The organism is Chitinophaga rhizophila (genome assembly GCF_019492185.1).
GTDB classification, from domain to species: Bacteria; Bacteroidota; Bacteroidia; order Chitinophagales; family Chitinophagaceae; genus Chitinophaga; species Chitinophaga rhizophila.
Window position 1 is genome coordinate 310,815 of record NZ_JAICCF010000001.1, and the last position, 22,889, is coordinate 333,703.

Sequence of the window (22,889 nt, forward strand, 5' to 3'; positions counted from 1 at the left end):
TAAAGCTATCAGAATACCCGCGGGTTAGCCATTCTGATATTGTGTTTATTAAATGTGAACCCTACAGAGATCTCGTGTGTGCCGCCACTATAATTCTGCAGCGGACCAACAGAGAAATCGTAGGCGTAACCTATACGCAGGTTAGGAACAGGGAATATCTCCACAGCACCCACTGCAGCGTTTCGGTACATCAGGTTTTTCTGCAGATAGCTTTTGTCATACATCTTCAGACCAGTACGATAGGAACCTCCTATCCATACCACATCCTTAAAGAGCAGGAAAGCGTTCAGGTCCAGACTGGTCGGACCGCCACGGTCGTCCTTTAACAGGAAGGAAGGTTTCAGTCTGATATCCTCCGTCAGCGGTATCAGCGTACCTGCCGTCAGGTAATAGTGTAGTTTAGTCTGTGGCAGATACAGGAAGCGGCCTTTGTTGTCGAATGCCTGTACCACAATATTGTCAACGGAGAAGCCTGCGTAATATTTCTCGTTGGCAAAGTAGATCCCTGCTCTGGCGTCGGGCGTGAGGCGGCGCAGGCCCGCAGGCATATCCGTCTCAGGGTCATTAGGATTCAGCTCAGACCCGTTGATACCGGTTTGCAGCATCCCTACACTCAGCCCCAGGGACAGGCGGGAAGTACCTTCGCGGTTCAGCCGGATGCGGTAAGCATAGCTCACGTAAGCAGAAAGGTTATCCTGCGCACCCAGTTTATCACTGGATACCTGCAATGCCAGTCCGACGTTACCGTCGTTGGCCACAGCATCTACTGCGAGGGAAAAGCTTTTAGGCGCGCCGGTCATACCTGTCCACTGATTGCGGTAGAAGGCGTGCAGGTTAAGCTGCTCTTTGTAGCCGGCATAGGCCGGATTGATATAAATGCCGTTGAACATGTACTGGCTGTACTGTGCATCCTGCTGTGCCTGTACACGCAAACCCATTGACGTGAGCAGTCCGGCTATCAGAAATATCTTTTTCATAGTATAAGTCTATGTTTCACATTGTTATTTGAAAGCCCTGATCAGCGTAACGTATCCTTTCATCACTTCCCACTCTGCACCGCTGGTACGTCTGATACGCAGCAGGTAGTAGTAGGTACCTTCATTGAGTCCGTCACCTTTCCAGGTATTCTGATAACCTTTTTGTCTGTATACTTCATTACCCCATCGATTAACAATGATCAGTTCATTCTCTGCGTACTGGTTCAGTCCGCGGATCTCGAAGAAATCATTTTTACCGTCGCCGTTCGGCGTAAAGAGATTAGGAACATTGATATCGGTGGCTGTAATAACTACTGCAACCGTGGCCACATTACTTACCTGACCATTGTCATTCTTCACCTGGTAGGTAAAGGTGTCATCGCCGGTATATCCGGGATCAGGCGTATAGGTAACTGTGCCTTCTTCATTCACTTTTACCGAACCGTGTGCCGGCATCCCGATAATCTCTACGGTAGTTTCATCCAGTGTAGCATTGCGGGCGTCGTCATTGGCCAGTACGTCTATGGTGACAGGCATGTTGGCTTTGGTCTCGCCCCTGTCATTCATGGCTACCGGCGCTTCGATCACAATTACCGCCGTAACGTTGATGTTAACCGTTACAGTAGCAGTACCACCCTTACCATCACTGATAGTGATATTGAAATTATCAAGTCCGCTGTAACCAGCAGCCGGTGTATAGGTATAAGAACCGTTTGCATTCACCACCACGGTACCATGAGCAGGATTAGTAGCTTTCGTGAAAGTCAGTACATCCCCGTCGGGATCAGTACCAGTAACAGTACCACTCACCGGCGTATTTTCGGGAGTAGCCTTTGAATCTCCAAAACCAGTAGGCGGGTTATTGGCCGGCGGTGTAACAGGCGTTACGGTAATATTGACAGTAACCGTAGCGCTACCACCTTTACCATCAGAGATACGCACTGTGAAGCTGTCGTTTCCACTGAAGCCGGCAGCAGGCGTATAGGTGTATGTACCATCTGCATTCACAATCACAGTACCATTGACAGGATCAGTGGCCTTGGAGAAAGTCAGTACGTCGCCGTCAGGATCCGTACCTCTTACAGCACCAATCACCGGCGTATCCTGGGAAGTCGTCTTGTTATCGCCGGTACCGGTAGGCGGATTGTTACCCGGCGCGGTGACAGTAATAGTAACAGTAACAACAGTACTGCCACCTTTGCCATCAGCTATTGTGATAGTGAAGCTGTCATTACCGCTATATCCGCTGGCCGGCGTATAGGTGTAAGTACCATCGGTACGCACGACTACGCTACCATGAGCAGGGTTAGTAGCTTTGGTGAAGGTCAGCACATCGCCGTCGGGGTCTGTACCAGTTACGCTGCCACTTACCGGTGTGTTAAGGGTAGTCGTTTTACTATCACCTTTACCAGTAGGCGGATTATTTGCGGGAGGTACTACCGGCGTTACCGTAATACTTACCCTAACTGTTGTGCTACCACCTTTACCATCTGCTATTGCGATGGTGAAGGCGTCGTTGCCGGCAAAGCCAGTTGCAGGCGTATAGGTATAAGTACCGTCGGTATTCACCACAGCAGTACCATTGGCAGGATCTGTAGCTTTGGTAAAAGTCAGCACATCGCCGTCGGGATCAGTACCAGTTACGCTGCCACTCACCGGCGTATCCTGCGGCGTCACTTTGGTATCGCCGGTACCGGTAGGCGGGTTATTCGGCGGAACCGTTACTGAGATATTTACAGTTACAGTCGTCGTACCACCTTTACTATCTGATATAGTAATCGTGAAACTATCGTTGCCGGTATACCCTGTTGCAGGCGTATAGGTATAAGTACCGTCGGTGTTAACCACAACAGTACCGTTGGCAGGGTCAGTAGCTTTTGTAAAAGTCAGCGCATCGCCATCGGGATCAGTACCGGTTACATTGCCACTTACCGGGGTATTGCGGGTAGTTGTTTTACTATCGCCGGTACCAGTAGGCGGGTTATTTGGCGGCAGTGTTACCGAGATATTTACCGTTACAGTAGTCTCTCCTCCCCTGCCATCAGCTATCTCAATTGTGAAACTATCGTTGCCGGTATACCCTGTTGCAGGCGTATAGGTGTAAGTACCGTCGGTATTTACCACAACAGTTCCATTGGAAGGGTCAGTACCTTTGGTAAAAGTCAGCGCATCGCCGTCTGGGTCTGTACCAGTTACGCTGCCACTCACCGGCGTATTGCGGGTGGTAGTTTTGCTATCGCCGGTACCAGTAGGCGGGTTATTCGGAGGAGGTGTTGCCAGTATCACGGTGATATTCACAGTGACAGTAGTAGTACCACCTTTGCCGTCTGCAATGCTGATCGTAAAGCTGTCGCCACCCAGGAAGCCTGCATCCGGCGTATAAGTGTAGGTACCGTCAACATTTACCATAACAGAACCATTCGCAGGATCAGTAGCCTTGGTGAAGGTCAGCGCATCGCCGTCGGCATCGCTGCCAGACACACTGCCACTCACAGCGGTGTTCTGCGTAGTTGTCTTAGTATCGCCAGTACCGGTCGGCGGTGTATTTGGCGGAAGCGTCACTATAATATTTACAGTAACTGTAGTCTCACCACCGTTGCCGTCAGTTATTTTAATGGTGAAGCTGTCATTACCCGTATACCCGGCATCTGGTGTATATGTGTAGGTACCGTCAGTGTTTACAGTTGCAGTACCGTTCGCAGGATCTGTGTCTTTGGTAAAGGTCAGCGCATCGCCATCTGCATCAGTACCAGAGACGCTGCCATTTACCGGAGTATTACGGATAGTCGTCTTAGTATCGCCCGTACCCGTTGGCGGGGTGTTCGGCGGAAGTGTTACGATGATATTGACAGTTACGGTAGTGGAACCGCCTTTACCATCTTCTATTCTGATGGTAAAGTGGTCGTTACCAGTATAATTTGCATTAGGCGTATAAGAGTAGGTACCGTCAGCATTTACTGTTACGGAACCATTTGCAGGATCTGTGCCTTTGGTGAAGGTCAGCGGATCGCCGTCAGCGTCAGTACCAGATACGCTACCATTCACAGGGGTGTTGCGGATAGTCGTCTTGCTATCGCCGGTACCTGTTGGCGGCGTATTCAGTTTGGTAATATTCAGCGGGAACGTCTTCACATCCTGCTGCGGACCACCGCTACCGGTATGCCCATTGTCAGATATGTGGACAGTAGCAGTAACTACCGTTGATGGATTGGAGATGGAAGTATACCTTATTCTGCCGGAGGCAATAAAGGCGTTAATATCAGCGATGGAGCCGTTCAGTACTAATCCTCCGATTGTACCGCCGATAGTGACACCCGCTCCTGCGCTGGCACTCAGATTGCCTTCCGGAACAGTGATAGTAACTCGAACGGAATTGAAGCCTGCGTCTATGTCAACAAATGAGATACCGTCTATCACTGCCGGTGTACCTTCAGTTACCGCCACACCTGCAGGCACGGTAGCCACAGGCGCATCGTTGACAGGTGCCACGATGATAGTCATAGTAGCCGGTGTCAGTGCATACGCCAGGTCATCCGCCGCTACCCACTCAAAGGTGGTCGTGCCGTTCCAGTTAGCTGTTGGTACAAAGGTAATATCTGCCAGATCTGCCAGCGCAATTTCCTGGGCCGGAGTAATTGAAGTGCCGGACAATCGCAAACTGCCATTTGCAGGAAGGGTGTTAATCCTGATCTTCGTCAGCGTAGCGCCGTCGGCATCGTGGTAATGAGCGGTGAAGTTTGTCTCGCTGAACTGCAGGGTGTTATCTTCATCCACATGTACGGTACTATTAGAGACAGTCGCCGGATTGTTTACCGTTACACTTACTACAAAGGTATAATCAGCCTTGTCTGTATCTGCGTCGTCACTTGCGATAGTCACAGTAGCGGTATAGTTGCCCGCTGCATGTCCTGCCGGATTAAAAGATACACTGAAGTTGGTGCTTACGCTACCTCCCAGGTTCACCACAGCCGGCTGGGCACTGATAGTGAAACCTGCGTCGCCGGCAATAGTTACTGCAGGCGTACCGGTCAGGTGCAAGGTACCGGTTCCGGTATTCTGCACAGCAAAATTATGTATGATAGGTGTCGCGGCTGTAGCTACAACGCCATAAGCGGTGCCATCGGCTGCGGTAGCAGTAGTGCTGTTGTCGGCAATAACGATATTGTTGCCTGACACACTGATACTTGGCGCAACCTGTATTTTTATAGTGGTAGTAGCAACTGGGCCATCCTCTGTACCATCGTTCAGGGTAGTGAAGATAGTACGGTCAGTCTGGTCGGGCGTCAGCCTGGCGTTGTGGTATTCAATCATCCGGATCGCCGCGATGTAGTCAGCCGGCGAGGCAACTCCCGTCAGTACAATAGATCCGGTATTATCGCCGGTAGCGGTAATACCTGCCGGCAGCGTACCATTCACCCGCAGTACTTCGTCTGTACCATCGGGCCTGTTAGACAGGCTAATGGTAGCAGCCGCGATCGTGCCTCCGTCGGGATCATTGATAGAAACGTCACTATCTGTAATCTTTGTACCAGTAGTGCTGCCTGCATTAAAGTAGTCGAGGTAAGAATAGGTACCTGTAGCACCTGAACTATGATCCGGATCCGGATTCAGTACCGGGCAGTTATTCACGTTGAGGGTGGTAGTATATATATTATTATCGTAGTAACACTCTGTATAGAAAGGATCCTGATTAGCCAGCGACGCCAGTGTAAAAGGCGTACCGACAACATTGCCTACCCCTCCCGGCACAAAAGAGCCGTTGTCATTCAGGATAATAGTCACGGGAATATTCAAATTACTTCTACCCACCAGATCCAGGTCAAAGGTAAAATCCTTACAATCGCCCATTTTGATCTGCTCATCGATGGTACCTACATACAACAGCCTTGCTGCAGGGTTGCTTGTAGGATCGCCTTCATAAAAAGCCACCGGCATTCCGCCATTGTTGTTACCGGAACCCGGGTTACATACCTGCAGATGCGTCTGTACGATAGTACAGCTACCACCTTTAGTGAAGGAAATATTCGTCGGGTTGAAGGCAACGTCCGGACGTGCACCATAGAAATCGGCAGACAACAGGAACTGGTAGGTCTGGTTGGCAAGGCCGGTCTGGTTGGTAACAATCAGTTCACTTTTATCAGCAGAAAGTTTAAAGGACAGATTATAGGGGTTTCCGGCCTTCCTTCCCACAGTATTAGCATGTACGCGTGTACTGATGCTATCCAGCGGAACATTGATAAAGGCGAAATTGTCCTCTCTTCTCGTAGTAGCCGAAGCACCCACCTGCTGATAATAATATCCGGTAGCGGTTTCCTTTTCCAGGTCGATATATGCATAAGACGCCAGCGGATTCTCGTTACTTTCCATGTTGAAGTTGATCGCGTTGGCCGTCTGGTTGAAATAGATAAAGTTGGTACCTGACGGTATTTTGAATGTTCTCGTCACCCCGGCAGGCGGATAGGTCGCGCTTGCGATGTCGCGGATATCAGAGTCAATAAACTCAGCGCTCATACCCTGGGGGGTCCTGCTATAAAATTCCAGTACATAGGAATCGTCAAAGTCGCGGGCGTAGTTCGCGTCTCTTCTGATAACCAGGTTGCCGCCGTTGATATAGATCTCGGGATTGTATACACCTACAGCGCCGTCATTGGTATTTTTAGCTGAGTAATCACCGGTAACAGTACCAGATGCCAGCAAGCTGCCGGTAGCAGCTGTGTTTTTATTACTTACCACGTAGGTAGATCTTCTGTCAATAGAACCGCCGTTGGCCAGTGTAACGAAACCATTGATCAGCGACTTATCGATGTCGATCAGGAAGTGCAGGTTGGAATAGCCTTCTTCCGTACCGTTGGAACTTACCAGATCAGTGGTGCTGGTATTGCTACCCTTCGCAGATATACTGATAATGTTGGTTCCTGCGGGAAGTGGCACTGTCAGGTCTCTGTTGGCCACAGCCGTTCCGTGCTCCATGAAGCGGATCAGGGTCGGTAATGGATTGAGTGAACTGGTAGTGGGCGACAGATATTCTACATGATAGGAAGAATGGATGCCAGTTGCGTTTTCAGCAATGGTCAATGTATTGCCGGATATGGAGAATCTTACGTTGTTCAGGTCGGGAAACCTATCGCCAATCTTTGCAGCGTCAGGAATGAGAGCGCCAAGAGGAGCTCGCTTCCATCCATACACGTTGGTACCGGAACCGTTGGTGTTAGTATTTTTTGCGTAGTTAAGAAACCCTGAAGATGTCAAAGATGGAAGATCAATGATTGCGTTGATCGTGATAAAGTCTTCATCCCCTTTTTCGGTCTCTTCTACAGGGGGAACAGTAACAATGCCTGTCTCTGAGGCTACATATACCACAATGGACTTTGTGCCTGCGGGAATAGTAAAGGTCGGGGCTGCTCCTCCGGGTGCACGGTATCTGGTCTCTACGCCCAGTACATCGGCTTTTTTTCCTCCTGTCGGACTACAGGGACTGTAAGGTAACTGTCCGAAAGCAAGGGTTGGAAAGAGCATCAGACAAAGGCCGGATAGGGCCCTGATCAGAAATAACTTCATAGGTAATTCAGTTTACAGCTGCAGCAAGCTGTTTTATTCAAAGATATAAGGAAGTACTCCCTTACTTGTATAAGGGATAGAACATTATTATCCTGCCGAACAATGCCCATAAAAAAATGCCGAAAGCGGGTTACCTCAATTCGACACTTTGTACTCGACGCGCAAATATACTCCTTTATGTTAATATATTGCAGCAGAAAAAGGCAAGCCATTTTTCATGACCTGCCTTTCCTGAAAAATTGAAAGCCTGTTATCCGATAGTTTCCTCGTATACGTTACCGAACCTGTCGGTTGCTTTTACTGTAATTTTCTTAGCATCGGGTGAAGGTTTCGCAAAGAACATATGATCGTTCAACGTAGGCTCCACGAACTTGTGCTTTTTAGGCAGCAATGGTCCGGCATAGAGTTCTACCGCCCATGGATCATAAGCTACACGGTGTTCCATCGGTCCTTTCAGGATGCCGTCTTCATACCATTCAACCTTCCATTTACTGTCCCAGTTCCAGACGTTGGCGGCTATTTCCTCCGGTGCGTCTTTCACTTTCCCCTTTGGATAGATGCGCAGTTGCGTTTCTTTCGGCAGACCAGTAGATTTGTAGTACCATTTGATATCGGTGCCGTCTACCTCATATACGCCGTAGCCTGCCGGAGTACCGTCGCCACAGACAGGGCCGGTCCACCAGGCTCCACATACAGTACCATGGTTATGCTCCATGATATTGCCGTCTTCCCAGTTATCGTTGAAATGCGTATGCCCGCTCATGATGTGCACCTTGTAAGGGGCCAGCATCTTGTACAGCTGTTTCCTGTTGGCTACAGTACCGCCCCCGATTTCTTCCGGCTTTCCTGCTCTTCTCTGTGCACCTGTAAAGGTGGGGATGTGCAGACTTAGTACAATTGTGCTACCTGGTTTTACATTTGCCAGATCCTGTTCCAGCCATTGCAGCTGGTTTTCGGTAATATAACCGATATAGCTTTTAGCAGCGCCTACAAAGAAGACGTCATCCAGCACAACGTAATGGATTGCGCCCCTGTTGTAAGAATAGTAAGTCGGACCAAACTGCTTTTTAAATGTATTGGCGGAGCCGTCATCACTACGGGCTTCCAGGTCCATGTCATGATTACCGATCACATTAAAGAACGGAATACCGCTCAGCGCTACCGCCTGTTTATAGTCGGCAAACAGTTCAAACTCGTCCCATACCAGGTCACCACAGCCAATGCCATGTATCAGGGTCTCCTTTGGATAGGATTTTACCAGCGCCTGCAGGTCAGGTACGGACTGGCTCATCAGCAGTTCTACGTCCTTTTTTGACTTCATCTGCGGATCTGCCCATACTACGAAAGTATGCTGCTGATCGTCAGTCATCAGTTTCTCCAGGCTAAAGTCATTTTTGATAACGCCGTTACCTTTTGTCAGCGGACGGAAGAAAGCGGCAATCCCCTTCTCTTCCGGAAACGCATAACCGGAAGGAACACTGATGTATACAAATTCAGCGGTAGCATTACTTTGCAGGCTGTATTCTCCATGTTTATCTGTCAGCACGATATTGATACCGTCGGTTACCTGTACACCGGGAATACCTTTCCCATTGCTATGTACTTTCCCCTTTAATGTAATAGTGGAAAGATCAATCCTGCCTTTTTTGAAAAGCGGCGTTGCATTGAGGATAGCCGCAGGCATGGTCAGCAGTGATCCGGTAATACCAAGGTTCCTCAGAAATTTTCTTCTGTTAAGCGTCATAACTGTTAGATCGGTTTATTTGAGAACGGTTGCTCCTTCGCCCTCAATTGCTGAGAGTGCAGAAGTTTTGGTCAGCAGTACATTATTCTGGGCCCTTGCTCTTACCCATTTACCCAGCGCAGGATTGTATATGCCACCCAGCATGTTGAAGTAGCCCATATCTGCGGTATTATAAGAGAGTGCCAGGGTATTCGAGCCTTGCCTGTAAAACGGTTGCTGTGCCATCGTGATCGGGTTGATAATATCATAGAAGTCCGTGTTGGCAATACGGTAACCTTTGCCACTCTGAAACAGGCTACCTCCTGTTGAGATAAACATCACATCTACTGGTGTGGAGTTAACCGTTACGGCAGAATCTCTGAATACTGCAATGCCGGAAGCATTACCACTGTTGGCCAGCAGACCGCCTGTTTTCAGACCGAAGCCGTCGCCGTCGTTTTTAGTATAGTCAAATGCCCTGATCCAGTTTGCAGCACTGATGCTGGTGGAGTTTGGTCCGTTAATCAACTTATTGGCTCCGCCGACATAGAAGAAGGTTCCTTTTGCCGCCTTGCCCTGGCTCAGACTGAATTTGTAAGTACGCATATTACCGGTGGCCCATCCCGCTGCAGGATAACCTGTAGGTGTAGAAGCATTGGCATTATTGGTCACCACTACAGCATATGGCGTAACAGCGAAGTCAATATCTGTTGTGGCCATCAGCTGCACGTACTCATTATTACCGTCAGCGCCGGCAGCATCGCTCATAAAACCGGTGATCAGTACAGGAGCTACTTCAATCTTGGAGCTCAGTTTTACAACGTCCTTCCCGGTACGTACCCGGAACTGAGGTACCAGCTGCCCTTCCTTTGCTTCTACATTGAATACGATACCGTAGTAGTTAGCCGTCACATATGCGGAATCGTTCGCAAAGGCAGCAGCGCTCTCCGTCTGAAGCAGGATATCACCAAAACCATCGTTCAGGGTCTTGTTACCCGATAACACATCCGTCGGCGCTGGCAAGGGATCAAAGGTACCCTTTACTATCACAGACAGGGTGCTTTCATACGCATCCGGGTTAGCCTGCATCTGACCAATGGTTACCCGGTTAATCGGGATAGTATTGCCACTGGACACTTTCTGTACGTCACCGGCAGTCACTCCTTTGATTTGCAGCACGCCACCTTCTCTCGACAGGGTTTTACCTTCAATATTGATGATGACAGAATCGCCGGGTACGAAGCCAGCTGCGGCTTCTCCTAAGGGGATAGAGATACCGCGCAGCATAGACAGCCGGCGTGCATCCTGTACTACCAGCAAACCGGCAGGCAGGTTGCCGCCGGAATGATCTGACACGACCATCGCTGCCAGTCTATCAGAGCCTTTCAGATTGTCGGTGTTCAAGACAAGGTCCTGCCCTCTGTGCAGGTTCCTGATATCGAAGATAGCGATATAAGGGCTGATTTGTCCGCCGGGGTAAGTGTCCTTCTTACATCCCCAGAAGGAGATCAATGAAGATAACAGGAAGGTATATAAGCATATCTTTTTCATGACAGTATTTTTGGTATTGAATATCAATTATGGTTTTTGCCACCAGACCTGGGTAGAGATCTGATCAGGACCCTGTCTGGCAACTGCCAGTTTATAGTTTGTCGGATTTGTTGACTGTACATATACCGGGTAAGTCATCCTTGCCGGCATTACACCACCATTCTTCAGGCCTGCACCTTTTGGCAGTATCGGGTGACCGGTGCGGCGGTATTCAAACCATTGCTGCATGTCTACCAGGAACAATGCATAGTACTTCTGTCTGTGGATGCGCTCCATCTTATCCTCGAAAGACAAGGTATCATCCCACTCAATATCAGCCGCGGCCAGGAAATTTTTAATCGGCACTGCCCATTGAGGTAACCACAGGGTAATACTGTTCTGCGCACCTGTTTCATAGTAAGTCTGCGCAGATCCGGGGATCCATCCTCTGATTGCTGCCTCTGCCAGGATAAACTGCAGCTCTGCATAGTTCATCATCATGCCGGTCATCGGTTCTGTCATCAGGGATACGGCAGATGTATTGGAATAGAAGTAGCACTTTTTAACCGGATTCTCTCCCGGTGCATAACCGCTGGGTATACCCTGGTAACTGCCTGAATAAGGCGCTATGCCCCATCTGTTGATGTTGCTGGTACCGTAAGTAGGGATATCAATACGCGGATCATTCCACGCGCTCAGGTTGTCAATAAAAAAGCTGGCAATACCTGGCGATCTGAAATCCTGCTCTCTTACATTGATCAACGGGGAAGTATAAGGCCCCTGACCTGTCCATCTCAGTATCGCCGATTCTGCATTGCTGGTCATCACCGGATACGAATCAACAATCTGTTTAAACTTTGTTCTGCAGAACTCAGACATCTCTGCCTTACCGGATACCCGGAGTAATAAACGCAGGTAAAGGGAGTTACCAAACCTCCGCCAGTTGCCAACATTACCATTAAATACAGGGTCATTGCCGCCGTTAATTCCCTGATTGGCTGCCAGCCAAACATTAGCCGAATCCAACTGACGGAAGATATCCATATAAATATCTTTCTGGGCATCAAAAGGGGGCTCATATACTGCACTATCCCTGGCCAGGTTAGAGTGGAAATAAGGAATGTCGCCGTAGGTATCTGTCAGAATGGAATAAATCCAGGACTGACAGATCACCGAAATACCTTTATAGGAAGGATTGAAGGTCAGCGGATCATTAGCCACTTTATACATATCCTTGAAGTTGGTCAGCTCCAGAAACAGGCCATTGTACAGATAGTCTGCCCAGGTAGCGCGGTAGTCGTATCTGAATACCTTTCCTTCTGCATCGCTCGCATCTACCGTTACCTGCATCAGTTCATTGTTGAAGTTACGGTTACGGAGCATGTTATAGGAAAGCGTGCTTACCAGCGCAGGGGCCATCAATTGTTCAGGCAATGCTATCGGTGTAGCATTCGGATCTGTGTTGATGCTTGTAAAGTCTTTTGTACAGGATGAGAATAACATACTACCCATCAGTACTGCAGTGGTTAATTTAAATATCACGTTCTTCATTGTCTTTAGCATTAGAGTACAAGTACCAGGTTACAGCCAAATGTGCGGGTAGATGGGAACTGGCCCACTTCAAAACCCTGCACGATATCAGTACCGGTGATAGTACCAAATTCAGGATCGAACATCGGCCACTTAGACCAGATATGCAGGTTACGGCCATATACGCCAAACGATGCACGCTGGAAACCGATACGTTTCGCCAGTTTAGGATTCAGTGAGTAGTCGAGGCGGGCTTCCCTGAACTTGATAAAGTCCGTACGGAAGGTGCTGCCCTCTGCATTGTCCACCCCATAATGAGAGCGGTAGTACTCGTCGATGTCTGTGGCAATGACATCATTCCTTCTGTATTTACCGTCTCCGTCTGCTATTACACCATTTCCGATGATACCATTGTAGCGGCCGGGCAGTGTATTCACCGTCTTGCCCTGTTCTGCCAGTTTGTAGTGCATGAGGGAGTGTGCTACTCCGCCATACTGTGCATCAAACAGGAGGCTCAGATGGAACTGCTTATAAGTAAAGTCGTTGCTGAAACCCAGCTTCCACTTAGGGATAGTGTTACCCAGGTATTTTACTCCTTCCGTAATCAGGGCTACGCCAGTGGTACCGTCATAGATCACCTGCCCGTCGGGAGACCGCTGATAGCCACGGCCATACAGATCGCCCATACTACCTCCTACCTGTGCCACAATCTGGCCACCGCCTACGTAACCTGTTTTCAGTACCAGGGAACTATCCAGCAGCTTCTCAATTTTGTTACGGTTAGAAGAGAACACAATGTTGGTATTCCATTTAAACCCACTTCTGGTAGATATAGGGGTACCATTCAATGCCAGCTCAATACCGCTGTTGCTTACCTCTCCGGCATTCACCAGGATGGTGGAATAACCGGACGCACGGTCAACTACACGCTGCAGGTGCTGATCCCTGGACAGTCCTTTGTATAATGCCAGGTCAAACCCTACACGCTTGTTAAAGAACTTACCGGTAGCGCCTGCCTCGTAGGAAATCGTTCTGAGTGGGCGCAGGTTAGGATTGGCCAAAGCCGCAGGGTTTTCCAGTCCTCCGCTATACAGGCTTCCTGCCAGCTGATACACATATGCGGTCTGGTAAGCGATGGTACCACCGCTACCTACGCTGGAAGCCGACAGTCTCAGTTTAGCCAGGTCTACCTGCTTAGGCATCTTGAATACTTCTGATGCAATAAAACTCAGGTTAGCTGATGGATAGAAGAAACCGGCATTTGTGGTACGGCGTGGTGTAGCCAGCGGACTAGCCCAGTCCTGCCGACCGGTAAAGTCCACAAACAGGTAGTCTTTGTAAGCAAGGGCCAGCAAGCCGTAAAAGCTGTTGAAGGCATACTCTGACTTATGTGGCATGGTTACCAGCGGACCTGCGGCATTTGCCATGGTATAGATACCCGGGAATGTCAGGGAGTCTGCACGTACTTCATCCCTGTTATAAGTATTTCTCAGCGTACTACCACCGCCTGTGACAGATACTTCCAGGTCCCTGCCGATCTTCGTCTGATACTTCAGGAGGAAGTCCGAGCTGGCTTCCATGCCGAAGATATTCTGCGTACGGAAGCTGCCCTTGCGGAATTTAGCGCCGGCATCATAAGGACGCTTCTGCTCACGGTGCTCATTGGCAAAATCAATAGATGTTCTTATCTGCAGGCTCAGCCCCTTTACAATGTTGTAAGTGGCCTGTATGTTACCGGTGATGCCATGCCTGTTGGTCTGATTCAGGAACTCATAGGCTACGGCATATGGGTTCTCGGGGAATGAGCTGAAAGGATATTTAATCACCTTTCCTTCCTGACCATTAGCCCAGTAATTCCTCAGCCAATCCAGGTCAGCATTCGGCTGCCAGAAGATATACCAGTACATTAACGACTGGTTACCATAACCGGAACCCGGCAGGTTATCGCTGAACTTGTTCGTATAATTTACTTTAGAGGAGATCTGTAGTTTGTCATTCACCTTTGAATTGATGGACATCGCTACGGTATTACGTCCGTAACCTGTATTAGGGATGATCCATTTGTTAGTTACATTGGTGAAGGAGAAACGGGCAGTTGTTTTATCTGTACCGCCATCCAGGCTGATGGAGTTAGTAAATGTCTGCCCATTCTGGAAGAACTGCTGCAGCTGATCCTTATAAGGCACCCAAGGGGTTCTTTCTTTACCCTGTGCCTGGGTCACCGGATCGTACTGGAAGAACTGCTGTCCTTCAAAGCGCGGACCATAAGAAGAACTCGTTCCGCTGGTACTGGCTCCATCGGCAGAAGCGCCATAGGAGTAATAAGCTGCTCCATCCAGGCCCTGTCCATATTCATACTGGAGGGCTGGCCAACGATTCACCTGCTCAACAGCGGCATTTGAATTAAAGCTGACACCGAGGCCCTTTCTCTTCGGACTACCAGACTTGGTAGTAATGATCAGTGCTCCGTTGGCTCCGCGCTGACCGTACAATGCGGCTGCACCTGGTCCTTTCAGTACGGTGATGGTTTCAATATCTTCCGGGTTAATATCATTCAGGCCACTTCCATAATCTGCCGGCATGTTATCACTACCGGTACCGTATGGCGTTTCACCTGCGATAGCACTACGACGGCCGCTGCTCTGGTTGATAACCACGCCATCTACTACTATCAGGGCCTCGTTATCGCCACTCAGGTTACTTTCACCACGCAGGATGATCTTATTGGAACCGGTAGGACCTGCATTGGATCTTACCAGGTTCAGACCCGCTACTTTACCGGATAATGCGTCTGTCCAGTTGTTAGACACCGCATCTGTCAGCTGTTCATTTTTGATGATTGTCGCCGCATAACCCAATGCTTTCTCTTCACGTTTGATACCTAACGCGGTTGTTACCACTACTTCATTCAGCGCTTTTGCGTCCGGTATCATCTGCACATTCAGGGTCTGCGTTTCAGCTACCGGAATGGTACGGCTGGTGTATCCCAGGAAGGAGAATACCAGTGAAGTACCCGGAGAAGGTACTGCAATAGTGAACTGACCATCTTTGTTGGTAATAGTACCTCTGGCACCATTCTTAGGACGTACGTTCACACCTATCAGCGCCTCTCCTTTCTCGTCGGCCACCTTACCACGGATCACGATATCCGGCTGTCTGCGGGTGATGACAAAGGTGTTGCCATTACGGACAAAGCCATACTCGGTAGTGCGCAGGGCAGCTCTCAGAATATCCGGTACGGTAGCTCCCTTCAGGTTTACAGCTACTTTAACAGTGGTGTTTATTTCGTCTTCGCTGTGGTTAACCACGAAAGCGGTGTTCTTTTCAATAAACTGAAACACACTTTTCAGCGGCTGTCCCTCTATAGAGATATCGAGCCTTTGTTCGCCAGTCTGTGCATATACAGCCGGCATCCATGCAGTAAGGAATAATAGTACTAACAGCCCCGCGTTCCTGATCATTGCTTTCAGTTGCGGACAGCAATCCCCTAGCGGGCCTCCCCGCTTATTTGTACTTTTGTCCATTCAATTAAAATTTAGCTTTTGTACCGAATTTTTTGCTCCCCTTATCGGGTGGTTATTATTGTATTAATATTAGGTTGTCTGTAATAGTATACTCCAAATGCCCCATCAGTTTCAGCTGCTGCATAATGTTCTGAATACTGTTATTTCTGAAAGTGGCTGTAAATCTGCGTTTCAGCAAGGTTGAATCTTTCACTTCAAAGCGTACTGCATACTTATGCTGCAATACCTGTAATACATCCTGCAAGGCGGCATCCTGGAAATTAAACTCTCCCCTTATCCAGGCGGTAGTGCCATTGATATCTATGTCCTGTTTTGTAATTGTCCCTGTATACTTTTCCAATACGGATCCGTTTCCGGCAGAAAGCTCCAGACAGGGGCCGGCGTTTAATATATTCTCCAGTGCTACCCGCCCGCTGTTAACCGACACGGTCGCACGGTCTTCTTCTTTATAATCTCTTACTGAAAACGAGGTACCCAATACCCGTACCCGCATCTGTTGTGTCTTAACTATAAACGGGTGTGCGGCATCTTTTGCAATCTCGAAGTAGGCCTCTCCTTCTTTCAGGTATACCATACGTTCACTACCTTCAAACTGCTCCGGATACTGCAGCTCACTACCGCCGTTCACAACGATGCGTGTACCGTCCTGTAGTACAATGGTACCATGATTACCATCGGCTACTCTCATGGTATGATAACGTTTGGTAGAGGTATAACCGCTTTTTCTCAGGAAAAACCCTGTATGTTTTCTAAGCAGAAAGGCGCTTCCCATTACCAGTACCAGGATAGCGGCGTACTGGCTCAGTTTTCTCCAGCGGGACAGTAGTATTACCTTACCTGGCTGGTTGGATTGTTTCAGACGGGCCAGCGCGGCGGCAATCTCTTCCTCCGGCAGCTGGTGTTCTCTTTTCTGTAAATAACCATCCACAGGAAATAAAGTGTTACGCTCTTCTTCAGTAAGCGCATCCAATGCCTGTTGTAACTCTTCTTTGTCTGCGGAGCTTAATTTACCTTTTCTGAAATCGTCCAGCCTTGTCCGGATATCCTGTAGATGCATTTAACTGACTTAGTTTATTATAAGAACAGTAAAAGAAATCCGGCACCGTCAGCCATCAAGGTTAAGGAATTGTTACCAAAGAAAAAGGAAGCCTGCAAGGCGGGTACGCAGGGATTGGAGCACTCTTCCGATATAGCGCTCTACGGTCTTTTCAGATACGCCTTCCTGCCGGGCGATCTCTTTATAGGTAAGGCCTTCTTCCCTGTTCAGCAGGTAAAAACGACGGGCGGCTTCTTCCTGGGTATTAATAGTATGGTCAATAATCTGCTGCTGCTCTTTGACTTCCATCAAATTGACAGCAGCGCTGGTTTCAGTATATACAACGGCGTAGGCATCCTGCCTTTTCTTTTCTTTCAGGACACTCTTCAGATGATCGAGGAAGCAGTTACGTGCAATAATCAGGATGTACCTGAGGGTTTCTTCCTCAGCTTGGGGTAACAGGTCGAGCTTCTGCCAGACTTTCAGATAAGCCTCCTGGGCGAGATCGCCCGCAAGATCTCTGTCACCGCTGATTTTCTCCAGGTATGCGATCGTATTGGAATAGGTATCTTTAAACAACCTGTCAAAATACATCTCAGGGTCAGATGAAGGATTATATGTAGCTTTAATTCGCATCTTAATTAACCTGGTGTTTACGAGCAAAAGTACGCTGCCATTGTAAAGCGAATGTTAACTATACCGGAATGGCTTATTCCGGTACAGGATGTTTCACATTGACAATTGATAGCTGTACGACTTATTTTTCAGGGCGCTAAAATAGTGGGGGAATGTTAAGTTTGGATTAAGTAATTGTTATCTTAAATAGATATTTTCCGCCTGGCAGGCTATACTACTGACACCTCGCCTGTTATACGTTGAAAATAAAAAAGGCCCGTGCAAGCAGCTTGCACGGGCCTGTAATATATGAACGCAACTTACTGTTTCTGTGCGTTCTTAATACTGTCTTTTCTTGCTTTCTCTTCACGTTTCGCTTTCTTCTTGAAGTACCCTCTCAGCAGAAAGTTATGCTGCAGCGCTTCCAGATCTTCATCCAGCTTGCCGGTACTTACATTCAGGTTTCTGAGCGTCTGCTTCAGATCTTCCCCTGACTGCTCGTCATTCAGCAATACGCCTACCGGCGACTTGGCACTATTCAGATTGTCGTTCAGGTTCTGGGTAGTGCTTTTCAGGTTGTTCACCACGTCATTGGCATTACCGGCTACATTTTTCATCTGCGCAACAGCAGAACGAAGGTTGCTGAATACAGCGGTGTCTGTTACCAGATCGTTAGCCAATGTACCTTCCCTGCGCAGATTCGCCGCATAGTCAGCCAGACCTTTGGTCAGGCGCTCGGTGTTGGAGGCGGCCTTCTCGAAGGTAGAAACGGTCTGTGACAGGTTATTATATAATGATTCGTCTGTCACCAGCTTACCCAGTGTACCTTCTCCGTCCACGATGCGCTGACTGAGTGTTTTAAGGTTACCGGTGATAGCCAGCAGCTGCTTATTATTCTCCTGTAGCGTAGTCATAATCTCATCAGGGCTGATATTCACCGCAACTCTTAAGGTATCTCCATCCTGGATGGCAGGTACATTGTCAGAGCCGCCGGCCAGTGAGATGATCTTATTACCTACCAGACCGTCAGAGCCTACTTTGGCAATAACGTCTTTATGTATAAAGCGGGCTGATTTTTCTTCGACATTAATAGCTACTTCTATCTTATCATGCTCAAGAAAAGTGATCTTCTTGACAGTTCCTACTTTCACACCTGAATACCAGACGTTGTTTCCGGTCTGCACACCACCAATATCCTTAAAGGTCGCTGTAACGCGTACTGCCTGTACAAAAGCCTTTTTCTGTCCGCCAAGTGTAAGTACGCCAACGATAACGATCAGCAAACCTATAAAAATAAAAATGCCTACTATTACGGAGCGTCTGTTGCTTGTTTCTTTCATATCTTACTGTATAAAATTATAGTCATAAAATTCATTGATGAGTTCATCTTTTGTACTGAAGACTTCATCAAAAGTGCCCTGCTTTACAAACTTACCTTCTTTCATCACAACTATCTTATCTCCTACATCTTTGGCGCAGGTAAGATCGTGCGTGATGATAATGGAGCTGGTATGAAAACGGCGTTGTACTTCGTTGATCAGGTTATTGATTTCTGTGCAGGTGATCGGGTCAAGACCGGCAGTCGGTTCGTCATACAACATAATATCCGGGCGGAGGATGAGTGTACGCGCAATACCTATACGCTTACGCTGCCCACCGGATAGCTCTGACGGCATCTGGTCAATGGTCTTAGCCAGTCCTACCGCTTCGAGTGTCGTATTGATCATCTTCTTCACCTGCTCGTTTTTGATCCCTGGGGTATTACGTTTCAGCGGGAAGGCCAGGTTCTCTCCAACAGTCATACTATCGTACAACGCGCCGTTCTGGAAGCAGAAACCCACTTTCAACCGCAATTCACGCAGGTCGGCATTACTTAGTTTATCTACTTCACTGCCCAGTACATTCACAGTGCCGGAGTCTGGCGTCAGCAAACCAGCGATGATCTTAATCAATACAGACTTTCCTGTACCTGAGCGGCCCAGGACCACTACGTTCTCTCCCTTATGCACGTTGATGTCAATACCGCGCAACACATGATTGGATCCAAAGGACTTGTAAAGGTCATGGATATCAATCACCTTTTCACTCATGTTTATTTCCGGCGTAAATGACTTCATATTAACGGATAGAATTGGCAATTTGAACAATAAATATCTCTTCTATAAAGATCAGGAACATCGATATTACTACCGAGATGTTCGCTGCTTTACCTACCCCCTGCGTACCCTGGGTAGCGTGGTAACCCTGGTAGCAACTCACCACACCGATGGTAAAACCAAAAACGACAGCTTTGACACCGGTGGTTATGAAATCAAGGAAGGATATATTTTTAAAGGCTTCCTGGAAGAAGCTGATAAAAGATGTTTGCTCATTAAGATGAATATCCAGAAACGAACCAAGTAATCCAACCAGTCCCGTATAGGCTACCAGGATGGGGATAGAAATGGTGGTAGCCAGTACGCGGGTAGTCACCAGGAATTTAAATGGATTGATGGCTGATACCTCCATGGCGTCTATCTGCTCGGTTACCCGCATAGATGCCAGCTCTGCACCGATACTTGAACCTACCTTACCGGCACAGATCAGGGCTGTTACCAATGGTGCCAGCGCCCTGATCACCGCAATAGCAATAAGGGAGGGCAACCAGGAAGTAGCCCCAAATTCTGACAATGATGGTCTGGACTGTTTGGTAAATACAAGACCAGTAATGAACCCGGTCATGGTAATCAGCGCCAGCGACTTGTAGCCCACCTGGTAACACTGGCGGATAACTTCACGTATCTCAACAGGCCGTTTGAAGGCCTCAACGAAGATCCTGATAATGAACCTACAAATGTTGTTAATGTCTTTGAAGAAACCATCAATACCTTTCGATATCACTGGCTTCTCCGGCTGTTCGATGTTTGAGTCCATTCGCTATTTTTAAGTATTCGCTAAGATAAGTAGCCTGATAATCATAACTAAATACAATTTTAGTTCTCATTTGTTAAATCAGGCAACAACCTGCTGCTAATCAAATGTAAAATTCCAAGATACGGACTTATCCGCAATGGGATTGCATATATTACTATTTAATAATAAAAATTTAAATGCAGGTGTATGAAGTAGATTCGTAGCGTGAAAAAACCTGTAGCCAAAGTTGCACACCTCCAGCCGTTTTGGGCAACTTTGACTACGGCCTAAAATAATGGCAGCGCGGATCAACTGGTCCATATGGCTCAGCTTACATTGTCAATACCCCATGTCTTCATTACATCATTGCTGAAAATAGCAGCTGTAGCAGGATCTATGATCTTCGACCGCGCAATCAGAAACCTGTCAAGGCTGTCGCCATACATATGCCGCAGCCGCTCAGGATGGATACTACACATCTTCCCCCAATGGAACGTGAAAGGTATCTGCAGCTGATCCAGCTTAGTCCATACGGCATCGTAGAAATGTTGGGTCTCCGGACTTAACACCCCGTCCAGCTCCATCACACACGTCACTGGCGCATACCGGGTAAACGCCATCACGGCCTTGGACGACTTCACAAAACGAAAAGCAAACAGACCTACGAATGGCCCTGCCGATGCATTGACTTCCATCAGCGCCTGCACTACAACAGGTACGGCACTCAGTGGTATGCCCACGGCCGCACTGGCTACCTTACCCCGCAGGGTGGTATTACTGAATATCTCGCCCAGCCGCCCGAACTGCCGCTCATGTATATGCAGGCTCTCGCCCAGTACTTTCGTTACCATCACCGGTACGATGCCCGGAATCATACCTGCCAGCTTCCCGATAAAACATGGGGCATCATCTCCCGGCCCAATCCCTGCGCCATTAGGTCCCGGCGGCGTATAATCATTCCGGAAAGGCCGCTTGTACATCGTTGTGGCATATACCCCGTTGGCCATATCATACGGATTGATCAACATCTGCATATGAAATGGTCTTTCACCGGGATAAGGCAGTCTCACATCAGAAAAATCCAGGGTAGTCAGCTGCCTGACCAGCGTCTCATCATAGGGCACCCTGCGCTGGTAGGATTCCAGCAGGAAATCATCCACAGCCTCAATCATTACTCCATGGATAAAACCCATTGCCCCGATGCCTACCAGTGCAGCGTCAAACACTTCATCATCTCTCATCAGGTCTGCCCCCAGCCTGTCGGGAAAGGTGTCATCCATCACAGGATAAGACGCTCTTTCAAGCCAGAGCTGACTATCCGGTCCGGTAATGATATGCAGGGCCACCACATTCTCCTGTAATGCGCCAAAATCCAAGGCTGCGCCATGTGTGCCTGTGGCGATGGCCCCCGCGATGGTCTGCCCGTTACTGGCCCCACTGGAAGACAAAGACTGCCCCCTGTCATTGAAGTACTTATTCAGCTCCCATATACGGTTGCCGCACTGAGCCAGACAAAGGTATTTATGATGCCCTTTATACCGGGGCGACACACTGGCCGCTGATACGGGGAAACGTATATTCAGTGGCCGGGTATTAAGAATAATTCCCTGGGTAGCCGCAATCGGGGTAAAGGACCAGCTGCCGCCCAATGCCCTGAGAGGGGTACCTGAACTGATGGCCTCCCGGATGATCTGCTGGATACCGAGGGTAGTGTCATTGTAAATCTCCAATGCACTGCCTGTCGTTTCATTGGCCAGGTCATACAGGTCCTTTACCCGCTGCGAAAAAGTGCCATGCTCATTACTCCATGAGAAAGCGCCGTTTCTGACAATTTTCATAACTGCAAGATTTGGGGTGAAAAAGATTTATAGCGGATCAGCCGTCGGTGAACAAGGAGTTGAACACTGCCATTCCAGGGTCAGCGGACAATAAACCCCTAATGTACAGACGGTAAGCAGGGCATTGCCGAAGTTGTTCCTCACCCTTACCTCTGCCACACCATTGACACCGAGCGAGTCGCATACTGGGGTATGGATGATCTGCGGCTTGTTAAGTAGTCCCCAGAATAAACTGCAGGTCCGGATCCTGTTACGGGGAGAATTTCCTGTGGAGGGGAGCGCCTGTGTTGCCAGCCGGTACGAATAGCAACCGCCTGAACATAAAAGGATTGCAGACAGTATAACTGCATGCAGCGTGCTGTGGATTTTTGGGGAATGCATGGGGTTGATCTTTCCGTAAAGTTAACCATTATCCCTCTTACAACCTGCCGGCAACAGCAGGTTACCTTACCCGCCTGGTAATGCTTTGTGTTTTATACCATCCCTGTACTAAAAGGTCACTAAAAGGGCACCTGGATATCCCGGGGATATCCAGGTGCCCTTTTAGTGACCTCCAAATGACCTTTTGAGGCCTGTAAGGTATGAAGACCAGGACGAGGCCAGGGCGATATACGGCCGTTCCGTTCCCCCGGAATAAATGGTTATTACGTTCAGAGGTCTCCTTTT

General features: G+C 48.5%; 13 protein-coding genes. All 13 read right to left on the bottom strand.

Annotation, left to right across the window (positions count from 1 at the left end; genetic code table 11):
• Positions 1-8: 8 nt before the first annotated feature.
• Positions 9-977 (bottom strand): PorP/SprF family type IX secretion system membrane protein, encoded by a 969-nt coding sequence (locus K1Y79_RS01215; RefSeq protein WP_220248172.1) that lies wholly within the window; start codon positions 975-977, stop codon positions 9-11.
• Positions 978-1,001: 24 nt separating this feature from the next.
• Positions 1,002-7,535, bottom strand: a complete 6,534-nt coding sequence (locus K1Y79_RS01220; RefSeq protein WP_220248173.1) for an Ig-like domain-containing protein — start codon at positions 7,533-7,535, stop codon at positions 1,002-1,004.
• 250 nt (positions 7,536-7,785) lie between these two features.
• A complete protein-coding gene (locus K1Y79_RS01225; protein ID WP_220248174.1) occupies positions 7,786-9,279 on the bottom strand; it encodes a calcineurin-like phosphoesterase C-terminal domain-containing protein in 1,494 nt (497 codons plus the stop codon).
• A 15-nt stretch (positions 9,280-9,294) separates the two neighbouring features.
• On the bottom strand, positions 9,295-10,809 hold the full coding sequence (locus K1Y79_RS01230; protein ID WP_220248175.1) for a DUF5689 domain-containing protein: 1,515 nt from the start codon (positions 10,807-10,809) through the stop codon (positions 9,295-9,297).
• A gap of 27 nt (positions 10,810-10,836) precedes the next feature.
• Positions 10,837-12,339 carry a SusD/RagB family nutrient-binding outer membrane lipoprotein gene (locus K1Y79_RS01235; RefSeq protein ID WP_220248176.1) on the bottom strand — a complete coding sequence of 501 codons (1,503 nt, stop codon included), beginning with the start codon at positions 12,337-12,339 and terminating at the stop codon, positions 10,837-10,839.
• A gap of 11 nt (positions 12,340-12,350) precedes the next feature.
• Complete coding sequence (locus K1Y79_RS01240) at positions 12,351-15,842, bottom strand: SusC/RagA family TonB-linked outer membrane protein (RefSeq protein WP_220248177.1); 3,492 nt, start codon at positions 15,840-15,842, stop codon at positions 12,351-12,353.
• 55 nt (positions 15,843-15,897) lie between these two features.
• Complete coding sequence (locus K1Y79_RS01245) at positions 15,898-16,899, bottom strand: FecR family protein (RefSeq protein WP_220248178.1); 1,002 nt, start codon at positions 16,897-16,899, stop codon at positions 15,898-15,900.
• 72 nt (positions 16,900-16,971) lie between these two features.
• The gene (locus tag K1Y79_RS01250) at positions 16,972-17,514 is read right to left on the bottom strand and encodes a sigma-70 family RNA polymerase sigma factor (RefSeq protein ID WP_220248179.1); all 543 of its coding nucleotides are present in this window, start codon (positions 17,512-17,514) and stop codon (positions 16,972-16,974) included.
• 299 nt (positions 17,515-17,813) lie between these two features.
• Positions 17,814-18,833, bottom strand: a complete 1,020-nt coding sequence (locus tag K1Y79_RS01255; RefSeq protein ID WP_220248180.1) for an MlaD family protein — start codon at positions 18,831-18,833, stop codon at positions 17,814-17,816.
• Positions 18,834-18,836: 3 nt separating this feature from the next.
• Positions 18,837-19,610, bottom strand: coding sequence for an ABC transporter ATP-binding protein (locus K1Y79_RS01260; protein ID WP_236059447.1), 774 nt, complete (start codon positions 19,608-19,610; stop codon positions 18,837-18,839).
• 1 nt (position 19,611) lies between these two features.
• Positions 19,612-20,406 carry an MlaE family ABC transporter permease gene (locus tag K1Y79_RS01265; RefSeq protein ID WP_220248181.1) on the bottom strand — a complete coding sequence of 265 codons (795 nt, stop codon included), beginning with the start codon at positions 20,404-20,406 and terminating at the stop codon, positions 19,612-19,614.
• 305 nt (positions 20,407-20,711) lie between these two features.
• Complete coding sequence (locus K1Y79_RS01270; RefSeq protein WP_220248182.1) at positions 20,712-22,223, bottom strand: FAD-binding protein; 1,512 nt, start codon at positions 22,221-22,223, stop codon at positions 20,712-20,714.
• A 27-nt stretch (positions 22,224-22,250) separates the two neighbouring features.
• Positions 22,251-22,604 (bottom strand): Bor family protein, encoded by a 354-nt coding sequence (locus tag K1Y79_RS01275; protein ID WP_220248183.1) that lies wholly within the window; start codon positions 22,602-22,604, stop codon positions 22,251-22,253.
• Between the last annotated feature and the right edge of the window lie 285 nt (positions 22,605-22,889).